A 14,459-nucleotide genomic window follows, 5' to 3' on the forward strand; every position below is an offset into this window, starting at 1 on the left:
AGTGTTGGTCAATTCTTGACCACATAGTGACTCCGCGGTGCACGAAATGTGAGCCTGGCTTGCCTATCGTCAAGACGATGACGAACTAGTCATGCAGCACGAAGCCGGTCCAGCTCTCACGCGCCGCGCCCAATCGCAGATCAAGGGAGTCACTGCGTTGCCGAACCATCAACCACGACGAATCCTGACCCTCGGTGTCACCGTCGGGCTCACTGCAGCCGGAACGCTCCTCGGGCTCGGCGCGACCGCCGGCAACGTTGACATCACCCCGGTCAACGACACCACCGACCACGCCCCCACGATGATCGACGAGGTGAGCCTCGCGCCCAGCCCCGGCGAGGTCACCGATATCTCCGACCACGGCGAGCCCATTGTCCGGGAGATCACCCAGGACACCTCGTTCAACATGTTCGGCCTCACCTGGGAGGGCGATGGCGATCCCGAGGCGTTCGTTCGTGCCAAGCTCGAGGACGACACCTGGACCGAATGGTTCGACCTCGAGCCGATCGATGGCGGTAGCGATATCGGCGACGAGTCCCGCGAGGCCAGCGAGGTCGTGTTCACCGGTGATACGAACACCGTGCAGATCAGCATCGGCGGCATGGTGCAGCCCGTGCTCGAGGGCGATACCGCGCCCGAGGAGCCGCTCGCGCCCGAGGAAGCAGCCCCTACTGATGCGGCGGCGGGCGAGCCCACCGACATCTCGCGCCCGCTGATCAGCCAGCCACCTGCGCCGGAGCGTTCCGGGGAGACCGAGAACCTGACCGCGATCATCATCCGGCCCTCCAAGGCGCCCATCGCCGATGCGCCCAGCGATATCGCTGGAAACGTCACGGATATCGCTGGCGCCCCGGCGCGGCCCAAGGTCATCACCCGCGCCCAGTGGGGCGCCAACGAGGGCATCCGGTGCCGCGCGCCCCAGGTCAACGGCGGCCTCGGCGCCGTCGTCGTGCACCACACCGCCGGCAACAACAACTACACGCAGGCCCAGTCCGCACAGATCGTGCGCGGGATCTACGCCTACCACGCGCAGACCCTCGGCTGGTGCGACGTGGGCTACCACGCTCTTGTCGACAAGTACGGCCAGATCTTCGAGGGCCGGTTCGGTGGCATGGACAAGGATCTCCAGGGCGCCCACTCGGGCGGCTTCAATGTCAACACCGCCGGCTACTCGATGATCGGGCACTACCAGAACACGGCGCCGCCCCGCGCCCAGGTCGAGGCTCTCGCCAAGCTCGCCGGCTGGCGCCTCGCCCTCGAGGACCTTCGCCCGAAGGACTCCTCGACGCACTATTCCGAGGGCACGCAGTACACCTGGCTCGCGCAGGGCCAGCCGATCCAGCTCCCGCAGATCTTTGCGCACCGGGCCGTCAACTACACCGATTGCCCTGGCAACCTCGGCTACGCCCAGATGGACCTGATCCGCGATATCGCGACCGCGTACCAGGATTCTGCCCCTGCGCCCACCCAACCAGCTGATCCGGGGCCTGCTGATCCGGGGCCTGCTGATCCGGGGCCTGCTGATCCGGGCAACGAGGACGAGGGCAGTGGCAATGAGGGCGGCGAGACCCCGGCCGGACAGCCCACCGAGGAGAACGAGCCGCAGCCACAGCCCGACCAGGCTCCCGCGCCCCGCGCATCCTGGAGCTCGAGCGAGCTGCGCGCCACCGGAGAGAACATGCAGCGGCTCCTCGCCTCGCTCCGTTCCACCGCGGCAGAAAGCACCCAGTTCGGCGATGAGGAGATCGCGCGTCGCTGGTACACGCTCGGCGGCGTCGAGGGCGCGCTCGGCGACGCGGTCAGCAAGATCGAGGCCGCGGCCGAGGGCATCAGCTTCGCCCGGTTCGCCAACGGCACCATCTACTGGTCGGAGCGCACCGGCGCCCGAGCGGTATGGGGAGTCATCGGCGAGCAGTGGGAGGCGCTCGGCGCCCAGGACAGCTTGCTCGGCCTGCCCACCGAGGAGGAGTTCAGCACTCCCGAGGGCGTCCGCGTGAACTTCGAGCACGGGCACATGCTGTTCGATCTCGCCACTGGCGAGGCCACGGTGCACATCAACGATTCGGTACCGGCCGCCGGATAGCCCGTTCCGGACCAAGCCCGCACCAGCAGAGGGGCCGCGCTCGCACCGAGCGCGGCCCCTCTGTCGTCAGGACCACCAGCGCTCGAGCACCACCGCCACGCCATGATCGTTGTTCGTCGACGTGACCTCGCGGGCGGCTGCTCGTGTCTCGGGGTGCGAGTTGCCCATCGCGACGCCGTGGCCCACCCACTCGAGCATGGCGATGTCATTGGGCATGTCGCCGAAAGCAACGGCGTGGCCGGCGTCGACGCCCAGCCGCTGCGCGACCCACTCGAACCCCGTCGCCTTGTTCACTCCGGGGGCCGAGAGCTCGACGAGCCCCTTGTCGGTGGAGAACGTTATGGCAGCCCGCTCCCCCACCAGCGGCGCGAGCACATCACGCATCGCGGTGCTGCTCATGCCAGCGTGCCGGACGAGCAGCTTGATCGCGGGCGCCGCGATCACCTCGGTGGCGGAGAGCTCGATGTGATCCGGGTTGAGCCAGGCGTGCTCGTAGCCGGGCGCGCAGACGAACTGGGGCGAGGCCGCGTCGTGGGCGCTGCGGCCCACCCGCTCGGCGGCGAGACCACTGCCCGGCAAAGCAGCACTGATGCGATCGAAGAGCCAGCCGAGGGTCTCCGCGGACAGCTCCTCGGCGTGCATCACCTGGTCACGCTCCGCGTCGTAGACCACCGCGCCGTTGGCGCAGACCGACAGTGGCGCGAATCCGATCTGGTCGATGATCGGGGCAAGCCAGCGAGGTGGCCGCCCCGTGGCGAGGATGAAGTGGGTTTCCGTCCCGGCGAGCTGGTTGAGGACCGCTCGCGTCCGGGGACTGATGCGATCAAGGTCATCGATGAGGGTGCCATCGACGTCTGAACCGACGAGGAGGGGCGCGGGCAGGTCGCAGAGGAGTTCCGGCTTCACTACTCCATCGTGCCCCGGATGCGCCCTCGTGGCACATCTACTCCGGCTCGAGGCCGTCCTTCCGTGCCCAGGAGAGCTCGCGGGCATCCATCGCGTTGGCCTCGGCAAGCGTGGGAGCGGTACCGCCGAGCCGGGCAGGAACCCAGTGCCTCCCCGGTGGGTGGGGCCCGTGGGCGGCCTGCGCGGCGTGCAGGAGCTCCTCCATGTCGCTGTGGAGCCTAGTGGTGAGCTCCTGCGGTGGCATTCCGGGCTCGATGGGCGTACCGACGTGGACCTGGACCTGCCGGTTCCATCCGAGGAACTTCGGGGGCTGGCCCTTGGTGGCGATGCGCTGGGTCCCCCACAGGACGATCGGAACCACCGGCACGCCGGCCGCCACGGCCATGCGCGCCGCGCCGGACTTGAACTCCTTGAGCTCGAAGCTGCGGCTGATCGTCGCTTCCGGGCATACGCCGACGAAGTCGCCCTCGCACAGCGCCCGCACCGCGGCCTGGTATGCCGAGGTGCCGGCAGAGCGATCCACCGGGATGCCGCGCGAGGTGACCGCGAGGAAGCGGGTGACGGGATGGTCCCACACTTCCTTCTTCGCGAGATATCGCATGCGGCGGCGGGCCATGAGCGCGACGAGGCCGAGATACATCGGGTCCATGTAGCCGATGTGGTTGCACGCGAGCACGGCTCCACCGTGGCGGGGCATGTTCTCCAGGCCCGTGACCTTCAGCCGCGCGCCCTGCAGCGCTCGGATGATCGATGCGATGACGGCCAGCTTGACATACACCAGCCGGTACACCGCGTCGGCGACGACCGAGGTCACTCCTGAGATCATGTCTCTTTCGCTTCCTCCCGCGCGCGCCGTGCCGCGATGCGGGCGTCGGCATCCTTGCGATCCAGGATAGTGGCCTCCTCCAGGGTGGGAGCGCTTCCGCCCAGCCTCTTGGGTACCCAGTAGGCGCCCTCGGGATGGGGGCCGTAGTCGTCCTGCACCTTCAGCAGGAGCTCCTTCATGTCGGACTGGAGCTTCGCGGTGAGGTCGGCTGCTGGCTTGAAGGGCTCGATGGGAGCACCGACGGCGACCGAGATAGGTGTGCGGGTGCGACCGAGCTGCTTGGGGAAGCCCTTGGTCCAGACGCGCTGGGCGCCCCAGACGATGATGGGGATGATCGGCACCCCGGCCTCGATGGCCATGCGCGCCGCGCCGGACTTGAACTCCTTGATCTCGAAGCTGCGACTGATCGTCGCCTCGGGGTACACGCCGACGAGCTCACCGTGCTTGAGCGCTTGCACCGCGGCCTTGTAGGCGTCCCCGCCGGAGACCCGATCGACGGGGATGTGCTTGCAACCACGCATGAGGGGCCCGCTGACCTTGTGCTCGAACACCTCGTGCTTGGCCATGTAGCGGATGAAGCGCTTGGCAGGCAGGACGGCCTTGCCGGCGTAAGCGAAATCGAGGTAGCCGGTGTGGTTGACGGCGATCACCGCGCCACCCACGCGTGGGATGTGATCGGTTCCAGTGACCGTGAACCTCAGCCCCTGGGCGGTGAACAGGGCGCGGGCGAACGTCACGATCGAGCCATAGACAGGTTCCACGGCGAATAGCCTATCGGGGAAGCCGGACACTGTCGCTGAGGAAATGAGGTATCGATGCCTGCCACCGAGCGGGAACGTACGTACACCTGGTCAGATCCAGCAAGCACAGCGGGACAGCATGTCTCACTAAGTGGACTGGAGTTCATCCGGGCGCTCGCCGAGGGCGCCCTCGACCACTCCCCGTCCGCGCGCACGCTCGGCTTCCGGGTCGTCGACGCCGGGCACGGGACGACCACCATCAGGCTCGTCCCCGCCGAGTACCACTACAACGCCGTCGGCACCGTGCACGGCGGGATCCTCACCGCCATCCTGGACTCCGCCATGGGGTTCGCGATCAGCACGACCCTGCCCGAGCAGACCGGCTACACCACGCTTGACCTCAACACCCAGTTCCTGCGACCTGTCAGCATCCGCACCGGGCCCATTGAGGCCGTCGGCAGCGTCGTGCACATCGGGCGCGCCACCGCTACCGCGCGCGGCGAGATCCGCACCAGCGAGGGGAAGCTCTGCGCGACCGCGACGACGCGCTGCATGCTGTTCCGGCCCGACAGGTCCCCATAGAGGTGTCGCCGCAGCGGCCAAGCGGGACGCTAGCGAACGGGCTCGAGGACCTCGCGCCCCACGAAGGGGACCAGCGCCGCGGGCACCCGCACGCTGCCGTCGGGCTGCTGATGGTTCTCGAGCACCGCCACGAGCCACCGCGTCGTGGCGAGCGTGCCATTCAGTGTTGCGGCGATCTGCGGCTTGCCGTTCTCATCGCGATACCGGATCGCTAGCCGCCGCGCCTGGAAAGTCGTGCAGTTGGACGTCGAGGTCAGCTCCCGGTAGGTCTGCTGGGTGGGCACCCAGGCCTCGCAGTCGAACTTGCGGGCCGCCGAGGAGCCCAGGTCTCCCGATGCCACGTCGATCACCCGGTAGGGGACCTCGATCGCAGCCAGCATGTCCTTCTCCCACTGCAGGAGCCGCTGGTGCTCCTCCTCGGCCTGGTCCGGACGGCAATAGGTGAACATCTCGACCTTGTCGAACTGGTGCACCCGGATGATGCCGCGGGTGTCCTTGCCATAGCTGCCGGCCTCGCGGCGGAAGCATGACGACCAGCCCGCATAGCGCACGGGATCACCCGAGAGATCGATGATCTCGCTGGAGTGATAGCCAGCCAGCGGCACCTCGGACGTCCCCACGAGGTACAGGTCATCATCGGCGAGATGGTAGACCTCGGCAGCATGCGCGCCCAGGAATCCCGTGCCCCCCATGATCTCCGGGCGCACCAGCACCGGCGGGATCATCGGCGTGAACCCCGCGGCCACCGCCTTCTGGATCGCGAGCTGCAGCAAGCCGAGCTGCAGCAGCGCCCCGTTGCCGGTGAGGAAGTAGAAGCGCGAGCCGGAGACCTTCGCCCCACGCTCCATGTCGATGAGCCCCAGGCGCTCGCCCAGCTCGAGATGATCGCGCGGCGACTCGATGACCGGCGGCTCGCCCACCGTCTCGATGACCGCGAAGTCCTCCTCGCCGCCTACCGGGACATCCGGGTGCACGAGGTTGGAGATCGCCCGATGCGCCGCGACGAGGCGCTCATTGGCAGCGGACTCCGCGGCCCCGGCGTCCTTGACCTTCTGCGCGAGCTCGGACGCGCCAGCGAGGAGGGCATCCCGCTCCTCCGGTGCCGCCTTGCCCACCTTCTTGCCGAGCACCTTCTGCTCGGCGCGCAGCGAGTCCGCCGCCGAGACGGCCGCGCGGCGCTGCGCATCAGCATCGAGCAGGGCATCCACCAGGGCAGGGTCCTCCCCGCGCGCCCGCTGCGAAACCCGCACGGCTTCAGGATCATCACGAAGCAACTTGAGGTCGATCACGCCTAACACCCTACTGCGCCCCGTGCGCTTCCTCCCCATCGGAACGCTCGCCGACCGGTCCCGGGGCGAATGGGCTAGCGCTCCTCGTGGCCGCCATCAGCGCCCAGCAGGCCCAGGTAGTCCTCGCGCCCGAACATGCGGGCCGCCGCGATCGCGGGCGGTGACCCTGCCGCAGGATCCGCGCCCGCCTCCACGAGCAGCCGGACCACCTCGTCCTCGCCCTTGAACACCGCGCCCGCGAGTGGGGATTGCCCGCGATCGTTGAGCCGATCAGCGTCCGCGCCGCGATCCAGCAGTGCCGCCACGGTCCCGGGATGGCCGTGATACGCGGCGAGCATGAGGAAGGTGTCACCCGTGCCGTTGGCGAGATCGACCGGTACACCAGCATCGATGTAGGCCATGAGCTCGGCCTCCCGGCCGCTGCGGGCGTGATCGAACAACCTGGTCGCGAGCTCGGAAACGGCTTCCTCGTCAGAGAATCCCGAGCCCCTCTCGGCACTGTGCCCCATGCCCTCCAATGTAGCCGTGCTGCCCCCGGGCGCGGCGGGACAGGCCCACCATTTCCTTCCAGGTACGGAAAATCCGGGCGCGCGGTCGAAACACCACCGCGATGGGTGCATGATAGATGCCGATGACCAAGCACTCCTCCCCCCGATCCGCGCCGCCCCCGGATAGCGATAGCCGTCCGCGCTGGCGCATTGCCGCGATCATTGCCCTGCTGCTGCTCATCGCGGGCAGCGTCGCCGCGCTCATCATCGTGCAGGCGACGAGCGATCCCGAGGACGAGGAACGGTGGGAGACGATCGCCGCGCCCACCACCGAATCCGTCGCCGGGGACGCGTTCGGCTCCTCGAGCGCTGGCGACTGCCTGGCGTGGTCAGCGCCCGACGCTGCCGATCTCGCGAAGGTCGACTGCTCGGAGGAGCATCGCTTCGAGGTCACCGCAGCGATCGACCTGAGCACCTTCCCCGGATCCGAGTTCGGGCAGGACGCCGGGTTCCCCACCGAGCTGCGGTTCTCCGAGCTCCGCGGGCAACTATGCGAGCCCGCGACCAAGGACTACCTGGGATCGCGCTTCGACCCCCGCGGCCGCTACAGCATCAACCTGATCAATCCCGGCGAGGACGGCTGGGAGGCCGGTGAGCGCACCATTCGCTGCGGGCTGCAGAACGTGGGCGCGAGCGGGCAGGTGTTCCCCATGTTCGGCAAGGCCAGCGAGCAGAACATGTCCATGGTGTGGGAGCCCGGGTTCTGCATCGGCATCAACCTGGACATCCCCACCGATCCCGTGCCTTGCGAGGAGCCCCACGCCTACGAGGTGGCAGGCATCGTCGACCTCGGCGAGCAGTTCGGTGACAACCATCCCCCCGTCTCCGAGCAGGACCGCTTCCTCGACGAGCGATGCAGGCAGGTCGCCGCGGATTACCTCGGCGGGCCCGATCGGCTGGAGCAGCAAAGCCTCACCGTGTTCTGGGACACCCGCTCGCTGTCGAGCTGGCTGGCCGGGAACCGCTTGGTCAACTGCTCCCTCGGCGGGCAGCTCGACCCCGGTTCCGCGCTCGCCACACTCGTGGGCCCGGCGCGCGGCGAGATCACGATCAACGGGCAGCGCCCCGACCAGATCGCCGATCCCGAGCCACCCGCAGCTCCTGCTCCCGGCCTCGCGCCGGGCAACTAGCGTGACGGGCTGCTAGCACCATGAGCGTCATCATGACCGAGGACCACTTCGACGACCTCGTCTCCGATGCCCTTGATCTCATCCCTGCTCCGCTCGCGCGAGCGATCGACAACGTCGTGGTGCTCGTGGAGCCCCGCAACGAGGAGGAGCCAGGGATCCTCGGCCTGTACCAGGGCGTTGCCCTCACCGAGCGGGATTCGTTCTACGCGGGCTCCCTGCCAGACACCATCAGCATCTACCGGGAGCCGCTGCTCGCGATGTGCGAGACCGAGGACGAGGTGGTCGAGGAGGTCGCGATCACCGTGATCCATGAGATCGCGCATCACTTCGGCATCGACGACGACCGGCTCCACGAGCTCGGTTGGGGCTAGCCGGGGCGGCTGGCTCGGCCGTGGCGGGTTCGTGCGGGCTCGGCTGGGGCGGGCCTCATTGCTGAACCGGCCTCCCTTCTGTGCGGTTTTGCACCCCACACCGTGCGGTGGGTTCAGAGGGTGCAAAACCGCACACTTCTCGTGGGGCGGCGCGCGGCGGAGCTCCGCCCACGGCTGCCCCGGCGCGCGGCGAGCCCCCGCCACCGGCAGCCGCGCCTGAAACTCGTGCGAGAAAGTCCTCGCATCGGGGAACCAATGGGCGTGCTGCTGCGTCCTACCTTGTCGATGGGCACTGCCTTGCCTGTCCGAGCACAAGGAGGATGACCCGCGTGGCACAGGAACTCAGCGTTGACCCCGAGGCATTGCGAGCGGCCGCGGCCGAGCTCGATGCGGCCGCTACCAGGATCGATAGCGAGCTCGCTCGTGCTCGCGGCTCGGCAGCGCCGCCGCCCGGTGCCGCCGACGAGGTGACCGTGGCTAGCACGCGGTGGATCTCCGACGCATTCGCGCGCACCGACCCGGCCCTCGTGAGCGCGCTGCGGGAGCTGCGCGAGGCAGCGCGAACGCTGCGGCACCAGGCGGCCACCTACACCGAGCAGGATGGCGCCGCTAGCCGGTCCATCGCCTCGCACGCCTGATCAGGGCATCCACTAACCAGGGGGAACAGCAATGACCTTGACATCGATCATGTGGGAGCGGCGCAAGGCGATGGACCTGAGCCCGCCACTGCATCTCGGCGTGGGCGGGGGGCCCATGCACCAGGCTGGCAGCGCCTGGATCGGGCTCGCCGTGGCCACGAGCGAATCGGCCCACCATGTCGACTCCGCGGTGCGGTTGATGGAGTCCGGCTGGAGCGGCGGCACATCCGACAAGGCTCGCGCGGCCCTGCGGACTATGTCCGCCTGGCTCGACGGGACCAGCGCCACCGCGATGAGGGTCGGCCAGACCGCGCAGGTCACCGCGCTGGCATGCGACGCTTCGCGCGTCGCCATGCCGACCATGGCGGAGATCACCGCTGTCCAGGCGGCCAAGGCGGCCAGCGTCGTGGGCGCCACCACCGGGGCGCTCGCGGCCGCGGAGGCGGCGGAGCGGCTCCTGGACCTGCGCGCCATCGCCGCCATGCGGACCTATGATGCCGCCAGCGCTGGCTGCTCCGTCGGTGTCGAGCCGGCCACTCCGCCGCGGCTGACCACCGGCATGGCTGATCACCAGGCCAGCGACGGCGCAACCGCCTCCGAGCATCTCGCCTCCGCCGATGGTGATTCGTTCGACTCCACCGGCGCGCTGACGAATCCGGTGGGAATCATGCCGGGCACCGCGCCTGCGGGCGTGTCGGTGCCGGGGATCGCCGGTCTTCCCGCCTCTCCGCTGGGTGTTGCTCCTGCTGGCACGGTCGCTTCGCCGAGCATGGTGCCGACCGCAGCCACGGTGGTGGGCCGTGTCGCGATGCTCGGTGCCGATGCCGCCCGCGCTGCCATGACGACCGCTTCGCCGCTTGGTGCGCCACCGCTCGTTGGCCCGGCGCTCGCTCCCGCGAGCGAGCAGCCTCGTGATGGCCGCGGCTCCGGGGCCGCGCGGGCCCAGGCGATCGCCCCGGCGAGCATGCGCGCGCCTGGCGCTGCGGGCGTGCCCGGCTTCTCTGCCAGCCTGTTCACTGGCGCGGGCGAGGCTGCCGGCCGGCAGGCCGCGATGAGCGCTCCCCTGGCTACGGGTCCTGGCGCGCCCGGTCCCGAGGCCGCGAGCTCCACGGCCCCACGCCCAACAAGCACCTCGGTGATCGGGTCCGAGGGGCGCTCCGGCGTGCCCATGATGCCGCCTGCCGCGATGGCCCGCGCGGAGGAGGACGCGAGCCCGCAGCGCGCCCGGCGCGAGCGCCCGCGCGACCGGTTCGATGTGGGGCCGTCCGGGCAGCTCGTGTGCCCGGCCGTCATTGGCGGGGGCCGCTGAGATGGCATCCCTGACGGTCTCGGTGGCGGAACTCGCTGTGCTGCAGGCAGCGGCGGGGCTCGATGAGCTGCCCGTGGCGCTTCAGGTACCGCTGGGCAGCGACGATGCGGCGGCACGTGAAGTGTTGCTCGAGCGTGGCCTGCTGACCGAGCGGGGGCCGAGCACGAGCGTGCTCCCGTTGCTGCGCGTGCTCGCGGACCCGGAGGCGAGTGTGAGCGCGCGCGCCAGCATGATGGGTGCGCGGCCGGTGATGCGCCGAGGGGTGGTGGCGCGCCGGGGCGGGCAGATCGTGGGCGCGGCGCGCAGCGATGACGCGGTGCGGCTCGGGCCGATCGAGGGCTCGGTCGCTGGTTTCCTCCGCGACATCGTGGGCCCGGCCCCGCGCGGGCGGGAGCTTTCCGCGCGGGACGCCGTGGTGCGCCATGATGCGCTGGCGCTCGCGGTGGACGGGGCACGCGACGCGAACGCGGTGATCATCGGGCTGCGCCAGGCCGGCGTGGCCGCTGATGATGCGTTTCAGTTCGGGCAGGTGCTGCACCACGCGGAGCGGGTCGTGGAGGTCACCGCACCGGGACGGGCCCCAGTCGCGGTGATCGATGCGCAGCACGGCAGGGTGCTGGTGCTCCCTCTCGAGGAGCGCGATGGCGCGCACCAGCGAGTCACGGTGTGCGCGGGCTCGGATCATCGCCTGCAGCGGGCGCTGGAGCAGGCGTGGCGGCCGAATGCCCGGTCATCCCATCGCATCGCCGATCGAGGTGGCGTCCGCGCCTAGCGCCTCGATCAGCGTTCCCCACCGAGCAAGCTCCCACGAGCCCCGGCCCGTGGCGAGGAGCTCCACTCCGCCGGTGTTCTCGAGACGATTGCGCAGCGCGAAGACCGGATCGGCTCCGGTGAGGCGCGCGGCGATGGCCCGGATCGCCGCGCCGTGGCTGACGATGATGATGCGCCGCGCCGCGTCGAGGTAGTCGGCGTGCACGGTGTCGATGACGGGGAGGTAGCGCTCCATGAGGTCGTAGCCGTTCTCGCCCCCGGGGATGCGCGGCATGTCATCGCCGTGGAGCCACTTGCTGTAGGTGGTGGCGTAGATGCGGTGGGCCTCATGATCGTCACGGTTCTCGAGGTCCCCGGCCTGGATCTCGTGGATCCCCTCGACGGCCCGCGGCTCGCGCCCGAGCGCCGCGAAGAGCGGCATCGCGGTCTGCTGGGCGCGCGTGGCGATCGAGGAGAGGATGATGTCGTCCTCGGTGAGGGCGAGTCCTTGCGCGAGGCGGCGGGCCTGGGCGATCCCGTTGTCGGTGAGCGTGGCGCCTGGGGGCCGGGTATCGAGCTTGCGCAGCACGTTGGATTCGGATTCGGCATGGCGAACGAGGAGCAGCCGTGTCCTGGTCATGGGCGCTCACCCCGTCGGAGCCGCTCGAGCCATTCGCATTCGGCGGTGTCGTCGGGCGGGGATTGGGCGTCGCTGGTCGCAGTGGGCCAGGAGCCGAGGTAGCGCACCTCGGCGCCGCTGCGGTGCAGCGCCTTGAGGGCCTCGCCGACGGCGGTGTCGTCGATGTGCCCGCGGCAGTCGATGTAGAAGCGGTAGGTGCCCATCCCGGTGCGGGTGGGCCGCGATTGGATCCGGGTGAGGTCGATGTCGCGCAGGGCGAACTCGTTCATGGCGCGGGCGAGGGATCCGGGCAGGTTGGGCAGGCCGAGCACGATGGAGGTGCGGTCGCTGCCCGTGCGGGGCGGGGGCGAGGCCGGGGGCCCGACGAGCACGAAGCTCGTGGTGGCTCCAGCGACATCGGCGACCTCGCTGGCGAGGGTATCGAGTCCGCGCTGGCGCGCGGCGAGGTCGGTGGTGACAGCGGCATCCGCGCGATCGTTCGCTACGTCGTCGGCGGCGGCGGCGTTGGATCCCGCGGCCACGGTGGTCGCGCCCGGGAGGTTGGCGTGCAGCCATTGCTGGACCTGGGCAGCGGCGACGGGATACGCGGCCACGGTGCGGATGCTCGTGGCCGTGGCGCCGGGCCGGGTGGCGATGGCGAAGGCGATGGGCAGGGTGGTCTCGGCGATGACCTGGAGGGGGTTTCCCGTGGCTAGCGCATCGAGCGTGGGGACGACCGGTCCGTCGACGGAGCTCTCGATGGGCACGCAGGCGAGGTCGGCGGTTCCGGCGCGCACCGCGGCGAGGGCAGCGGGTGGGCTGCTAGCAGGCTCGCGGCGGACGGGCGAGGCGATGGTGCCGTTGCGCTCCATCGTTGCGAGCGCTGCTTCGGTGAAGGTTCCCGCGGGTCCGAAGTAGGCGATGGTGAGCACAGCTATGAGGGTACGTGCCAGCGTGGGCCGGCGCTCGCGGTGGCGGGGATTGCAAAGGGGCTTCCACCACACGGGCAAATTGGTTAGCCTTACCTTAATTCAAACGAGAGGTGAGGAAACCATGCCGCAGCCAGCCCCCGCTCGCCCCCTGCCCAGCACCGCCGAGCTCGTCCGGTCCGCGCTCCACCGTGCCAGCCCCCGTGCCGCGCTCCTCGCGATCGATGGCACTGCCCCCATCGCCGCCAGCGTCCACGGCATCGACGAGAACGGCATCGCCCTCGCCTCGATCGACGACGACAGCCCCGCCCACGCCCTCGCCTGGCAATCCGGCGCGCTAGGGGTGCCAGCGCTCCTCGAGCTCGCCGACACCGCGCCCCTCGAGCTCCGCGAGCCCGTCCGCAGCCTCATCTGGCTCCGCGGCCAGCTCACCACGCTCGATCCGGACGACGTTCCCGCGATCGCCGCCCGCCTCCTCGACGCCCGCCCCGACGAATCCCTGCTCGACCTCGGCCACACCACCGCCCTCGTGCGGATCGAGCTGCACTCCGTCGTCGTCGCCGACTCCTCGGGAGCGGAGTCCGTGCCCATCGACGACCTCGCCGCCGCCCAGCCAGACCCGTTCAGCGAGCACGAGGCATGCTGGCTGCATCATCTCGAGCACCATCACCCCGAGATGCTCGAGATGATCATCCGCAAGCTGCCTGCCTCGGTCCTCCGCGACGGCCGCGTACGGCCGCTCGGCCTCGACCGCTTCGGCTTGCGCCTGCGCATCGAGCGCGCTGACCACGACAAGGACATCCGCATCGCCTTCCCCGCCCCCGTGGCCTCCGCCAGGGAGCTCGACCAGGCACTGCGCATCCTGATGGGCTGCCCGTTCCTCAACGGATTGCGCGCCCGGCAGCCCTGAGCCGGGGCGCGCTGCTAGCGTCGTCGGCCGTGAGCATAAGCAGTTGGCGAGAACCACCCCTCCACGGCTTTCCCGGCCGCGCGAGCAACCCCGCGGAGGCGCGCGCGCTGCGCATCGAGATCGTCATCGTGCTCGCCGTCACGCTCGGCCTGCAAGGCTTCTACAGCGCGATCAGCTTCACCGAGGCCCTGCTCGCGCCCGCCGCGCTCGCCGAGCAATCCGTGGCCCTCAACGCGAGCCGCTCGCAGTCCGGGCTGATCGACTTCCTCCGCCAGCTCGCCAGCGCGCTCCGCCTGCTCGCCTGGGCCACGCTCGGCGGCTACCTGCTGTGGCGCAGCGGCGCCCTCGCGCGCGCCCAGCGATTCCTGCGCCCGCGCGCCGGCGATCTCCTCCCTGGCGCTGTGCTCGCGGCACTGATCGGCCTGCCCGGCCTCTGGCTCTATTTCACCGGGCGCGCGCTCGGCATCACCGTCGAGGTTGTTCCTGCCGCCTTGCCCGACGCCTGGTGGTCGGTGGCGATGCTGGTCCTCTCAGCGATAGCGAACTCCGCGGCGGAGGAGATCCTCGTGGTGGTGTACCTGCTGGTCCGGCTCCATCAGATCGGGATGCGCCCCTGGGCGGCGGTCGCGGTGTCCGCCGCGCTCCGTGGCCTTTACCACCTCTACCAGGGCATTGGCTCGTTCGGAGGCAACATCGTCATGGGCATCATCTTCGCGCGCTACTTCCCGGCGACCTCCCGCGCCTGGCCGCTCGTCACCGCCCACGCGCTCATCGATATCGTCGCCTTCGTCGGGTACGCGATGCTGCGTTGACCACGACGGCACCACTG

General features: G+C 69.9%; 16 protein-coding genes. 9 read left to right on the forward strand and 7 right to left on the reverse strand.

Features of this window, described 5'->3' with window-relative positions:
• Window positions 1-91 precede the first annotated feature (91 nt).
• Window positions 92-2,083 carry an N-acetylmuramoyl-L-alanine amidase gene (locus HT102_RS10630; RefSeq protein ID WP_192039417.1) on the forward strand — a complete coding sequence of 664 codons (1,992 nt, stop codon included), beginning with the start codon at window positions 92-94 and terminating at the stop codon, window positions 2,081-2,083.
• Window positions 2,084-2,149: 66 nt separating this feature from the next.
• Here the strand turns inward: HT102_RS10630 and HT102_RS10635 are convergent, their stop codons facing one another.
• From HT102_RS10635 to HT102_RS10645, 3 genes are all read right to left on the reverse strand, one after another.
• The gene (locus tag HT102_RS10635) at window positions 2,150-2,965 is read right to left on the reverse strand and encodes an HAD family hydrolase (RefSeq protein WP_192039590.1); all 816 of its coding nucleotides are present in this window, start codon (window positions 2,963-2,965) and stop codon (window positions 2,150-2,152) included.
• A gap of 61 nt (window positions 2,966-3,026) precedes the next feature.
• Window positions 3,027-3,815, reverse strand: a complete 789-nt coding sequence (locus HT102_RS10640; RefSeq protein WP_192039418.1) for a lysophospholipid acyltransferase family protein — start codon at window positions 3,813-3,815, stop codon at window positions 3,027-3,029.
• The gene (locus HT102_RS10645) at window positions 3,812-4,576 is read right to left on the reverse strand and encodes a lysophospholipid acyltransferase family protein (protein ID WP_192039419.1); all 765 of its coding nucleotides are present in this window, start codon (window positions 4,574-4,576) and stop codon (window positions 3,812-3,814) included. Before HT102_RS10645 ends, HT102_RS10640 begins: the two co-directional genes overlap by 4 nt.
• Before the next feature lie 54 nt (window positions 4,577-4,630).
• Between HT102_RS10645 and HT102_RS10650 the strand changes: the two genes are divergently transcribed.
• Window positions 4,631-5,137: a PaaI family thioesterase gene (locus HT102_RS10650; RefSeq protein WP_192039420.1), complete on the forward strand. Its 507-nt coding sequence runs from the start codon at window positions 4,631-4,633 to the stop codon at window positions 5,135-5,137.
• Between the two features lie 29 nt (window positions 5,138-5,166).
• On the opposite strand, the gene serS is transcribed toward HT102_RS10650, so the two are convergent.
• Window positions 5,167-6,426, reverse strand: a complete 1,260-nt coding sequence (gene serS / locus HT102_RS10655; RefSeq protein WP_192039421.1) for a serine--tRNA ligase — start codon at window positions 6,424-6,426, stop codon at window positions 5,167-5,169.
• Between the two features lie 74 nt (window positions 6,427-6,500).
• A complete protein-coding gene (locus HT102_RS10660; protein WP_192039422.1) occupies window positions 6,501-6,935 on the reverse strand; it encodes an ankyrin repeat domain-containing protein in 435 nt (144 codons plus the stop codon).
• A gap of 122 nt (window positions 6,936-7,057) precedes the next feature.
• On the opposite strand from HT102_RS10660, the gene HT102_RS10665 reads away from it, so the two are divergent.
• From HT102_RS10665 to HT102_RS10685, 5 genes are all read left to right on the forward strand, one after another.
• Window positions 7,058-8,104 carry a septum formation family protein gene (locus HT102_RS10665; protein ID WP_225443538.1) on the forward strand — a complete coding sequence of 349 codons (1,047 nt, stop codon included), beginning with the start codon at window positions 7,058-7,060 and terminating at the stop codon, window positions 8,102-8,104.
• Between the two features lie 20 nt (window positions 8,105-8,124).
• Window positions 8,125-8,475 carry a metallopeptidase family protein gene (locus HT102_RS10670; protein ID WP_192039424.1) on the forward strand — a complete coding sequence of 117 codons (351 nt, stop codon included), beginning with the start codon at window positions 8,125-8,127 and terminating at the stop codon, window positions 8,473-8,475.
• A 320-nt stretch (window positions 8,476-8,795) separates the two neighbouring features.
• Window positions 8,796-9,113 carry a PE domain-containing protein gene (locus HT102_RS10675; RefSeq protein ID WP_225443539.1) on the forward strand — a complete coding sequence of 106 codons (318 nt, stop codon included), beginning with the start codon at window positions 8,796-8,798 and terminating at the stop codon, window positions 9,111-9,113.
• 31 nt (window positions 9,114-9,144) lie between these two features.
• A complete protein-coding gene (locus HT102_RS10680; protein ID WP_192039426.1) occupies window positions 9,145-10,422 on the forward strand; it encodes a PPE domain-containing protein in 1,278 nt (425 codons plus the stop codon).
• Between the two features lies 1 nt (window position 10,423).
• Window positions 10,424-11,194, forward strand: a complete 771-nt coding sequence (locus HT102_RS10685) for an ESX secretion-associated protein EspG (protein ID WP_192039427.1) — start codon at window positions 10,424-10,426, stop codon at window positions 11,192-11,194.
• On the opposite strand, the gene HT102_RS10690 is transcribed toward HT102_RS10685, so the two are convergent.
• The gene (locus HT102_RS10690; protein ID WP_192039428.1) at window positions 11,153-11,812 is read right to left on the reverse strand and encodes a histidine phosphatase family protein; all 660 of its coding nucleotides are present in this window, start codon (window positions 11,810-11,812) and stop codon (window positions 11,153-11,155) included. The genes HT102_RS10685 and HT102_RS10690 overlap by 42 nt on opposite strands.
• Entirely contained in the window at window positions 11,809-12,723 is a 915-nt protein-coding gene (gene pheA / locus HT102_RS10695) for a prephenate dehydratase (protein ID WP_192039429.1), read from the reverse strand. The genes HT102_RS10690 and pheA overlap by 4 nt, the downstream gene beginning before the upstream one ends.
• A gap of 121 nt (window positions 12,724-12,844) precedes the next feature.
• Here pheA and HT102_RS10700 point away from each other — a divergent pair, with 121 nt between their 5' ends.
• Both HT102_RS10700 and HT102_RS10705 read left to right on the forward strand, forming a co-directional pair.
• Window positions 12,845-13,630, forward strand: coding sequence for a DUF2470 domain-containing protein (locus tag HT102_RS10700; protein ID WP_192039430.1), 786 nt, complete (start codon window positions 12,845-12,847; stop codon window positions 13,628-13,630).
• A gap of 29 nt (window positions 13,631-13,659) precedes the next feature.
• Window positions 13,660-14,442 carry a CPBP family intramembrane glutamic endopeptidase gene (locus HT102_RS10705; RefSeq protein ID WP_333473390.1) on the forward strand — a complete coding sequence of 261 codons (783 nt, stop codon included), beginning with the start codon at window positions 13,660-13,662 and terminating at the stop codon, window positions 14,440-14,442.
• Window positions 14,443-14,459: the final 17 nt, after the last annotated feature.

The sequence above is a fragment of the Lolliginicoccus lacisalsi genome (assembly GCF_014841105.1).
Lineage (GTDB): Bacteria > Actinomycetota > Actinomycetes > Mycobacteriales > Mycobacteriaceae > Lolliginicoccus > Lolliginicoccus lacisalsi.

Bases quoted from the DNA above. Each gene is read 5' to 3' on its own strand.
- HT102_RS10630 (WP_192039417.1), top strand. From the start codon at position 92: ATGCAGCACGAAGCCGGTCCAGCTCTCACGCGCCGCGCCCAATCGCAG.
- HT102_RS10640 (WP_192039418.1), bottom strand. From the start codon at position 3,815: ATGATCTCAGGAGTGACCTCGGTCGTCGCCGACGCGGTGTACCGGCTG.
- HT102_RS10650 (WP_192039420.1), top strand. From the start codon at position 4,631: ATGCCTGCCACCGAGCGGGAACGTACGTACACCTGGTCAGATCCAGCA.
- HT102_RS10660 (WP_192039422.1), bottom strand. From the start codon at position 6,935: ATGGGGCACAGTGCCGAGAGGGGCTCGGGATTCTCTGACGAGGAAGCC.
- HT102_RS10665 (WP_225443538.1), top strand. From the start codon at position 7,058: ATGACCAAGCACTCCTCCCCCCGATCCGCGCCGCCCCCGGATAGCGAT.
- HT102_RS10670 (WP_192039424.1), top strand. From the start codon at position 8,125: ATGAGCGTCATCATGACCGAGGACCACTTCGACGACCTCGTCTCCGAT.
- HT102_RS10675 (WP_225443539.1), top strand. From the start codon at position 8,796: ATGACCCGCGTGGCACAGGAACTCAGCGTTGACCCCGAGGCATTGCGA.
- HT102_RS10680 (WP_192039426.1), top strand. From the start codon at position 9,145: ATGACCTTGACATCGATCATGTGGGAGCGGCGCAAGGCGATGGACCTG.
- HT102_RS10685 (WP_192039427.1), top strand. From the start codon at position 10,424: ATGGCATCCCTGACGGTCTCGGTGGCGGAACTCGCTGTGCTGCAGGCA.
- HT102_RS10690 (WP_192039428.1), bottom strand. From the start codon at position 11,812: ATGACCAGGACACGGCTGCTCCTCGTTCGCCATGCCGAATCCGAATCC.
- HT102_RS10700 (WP_192039430.1), top strand. From the start codon at position 12,845: ATGCCGCAGCCAGCCCCCGCTCGCCCCCTGCCCAGCACCGCCGAGCTC.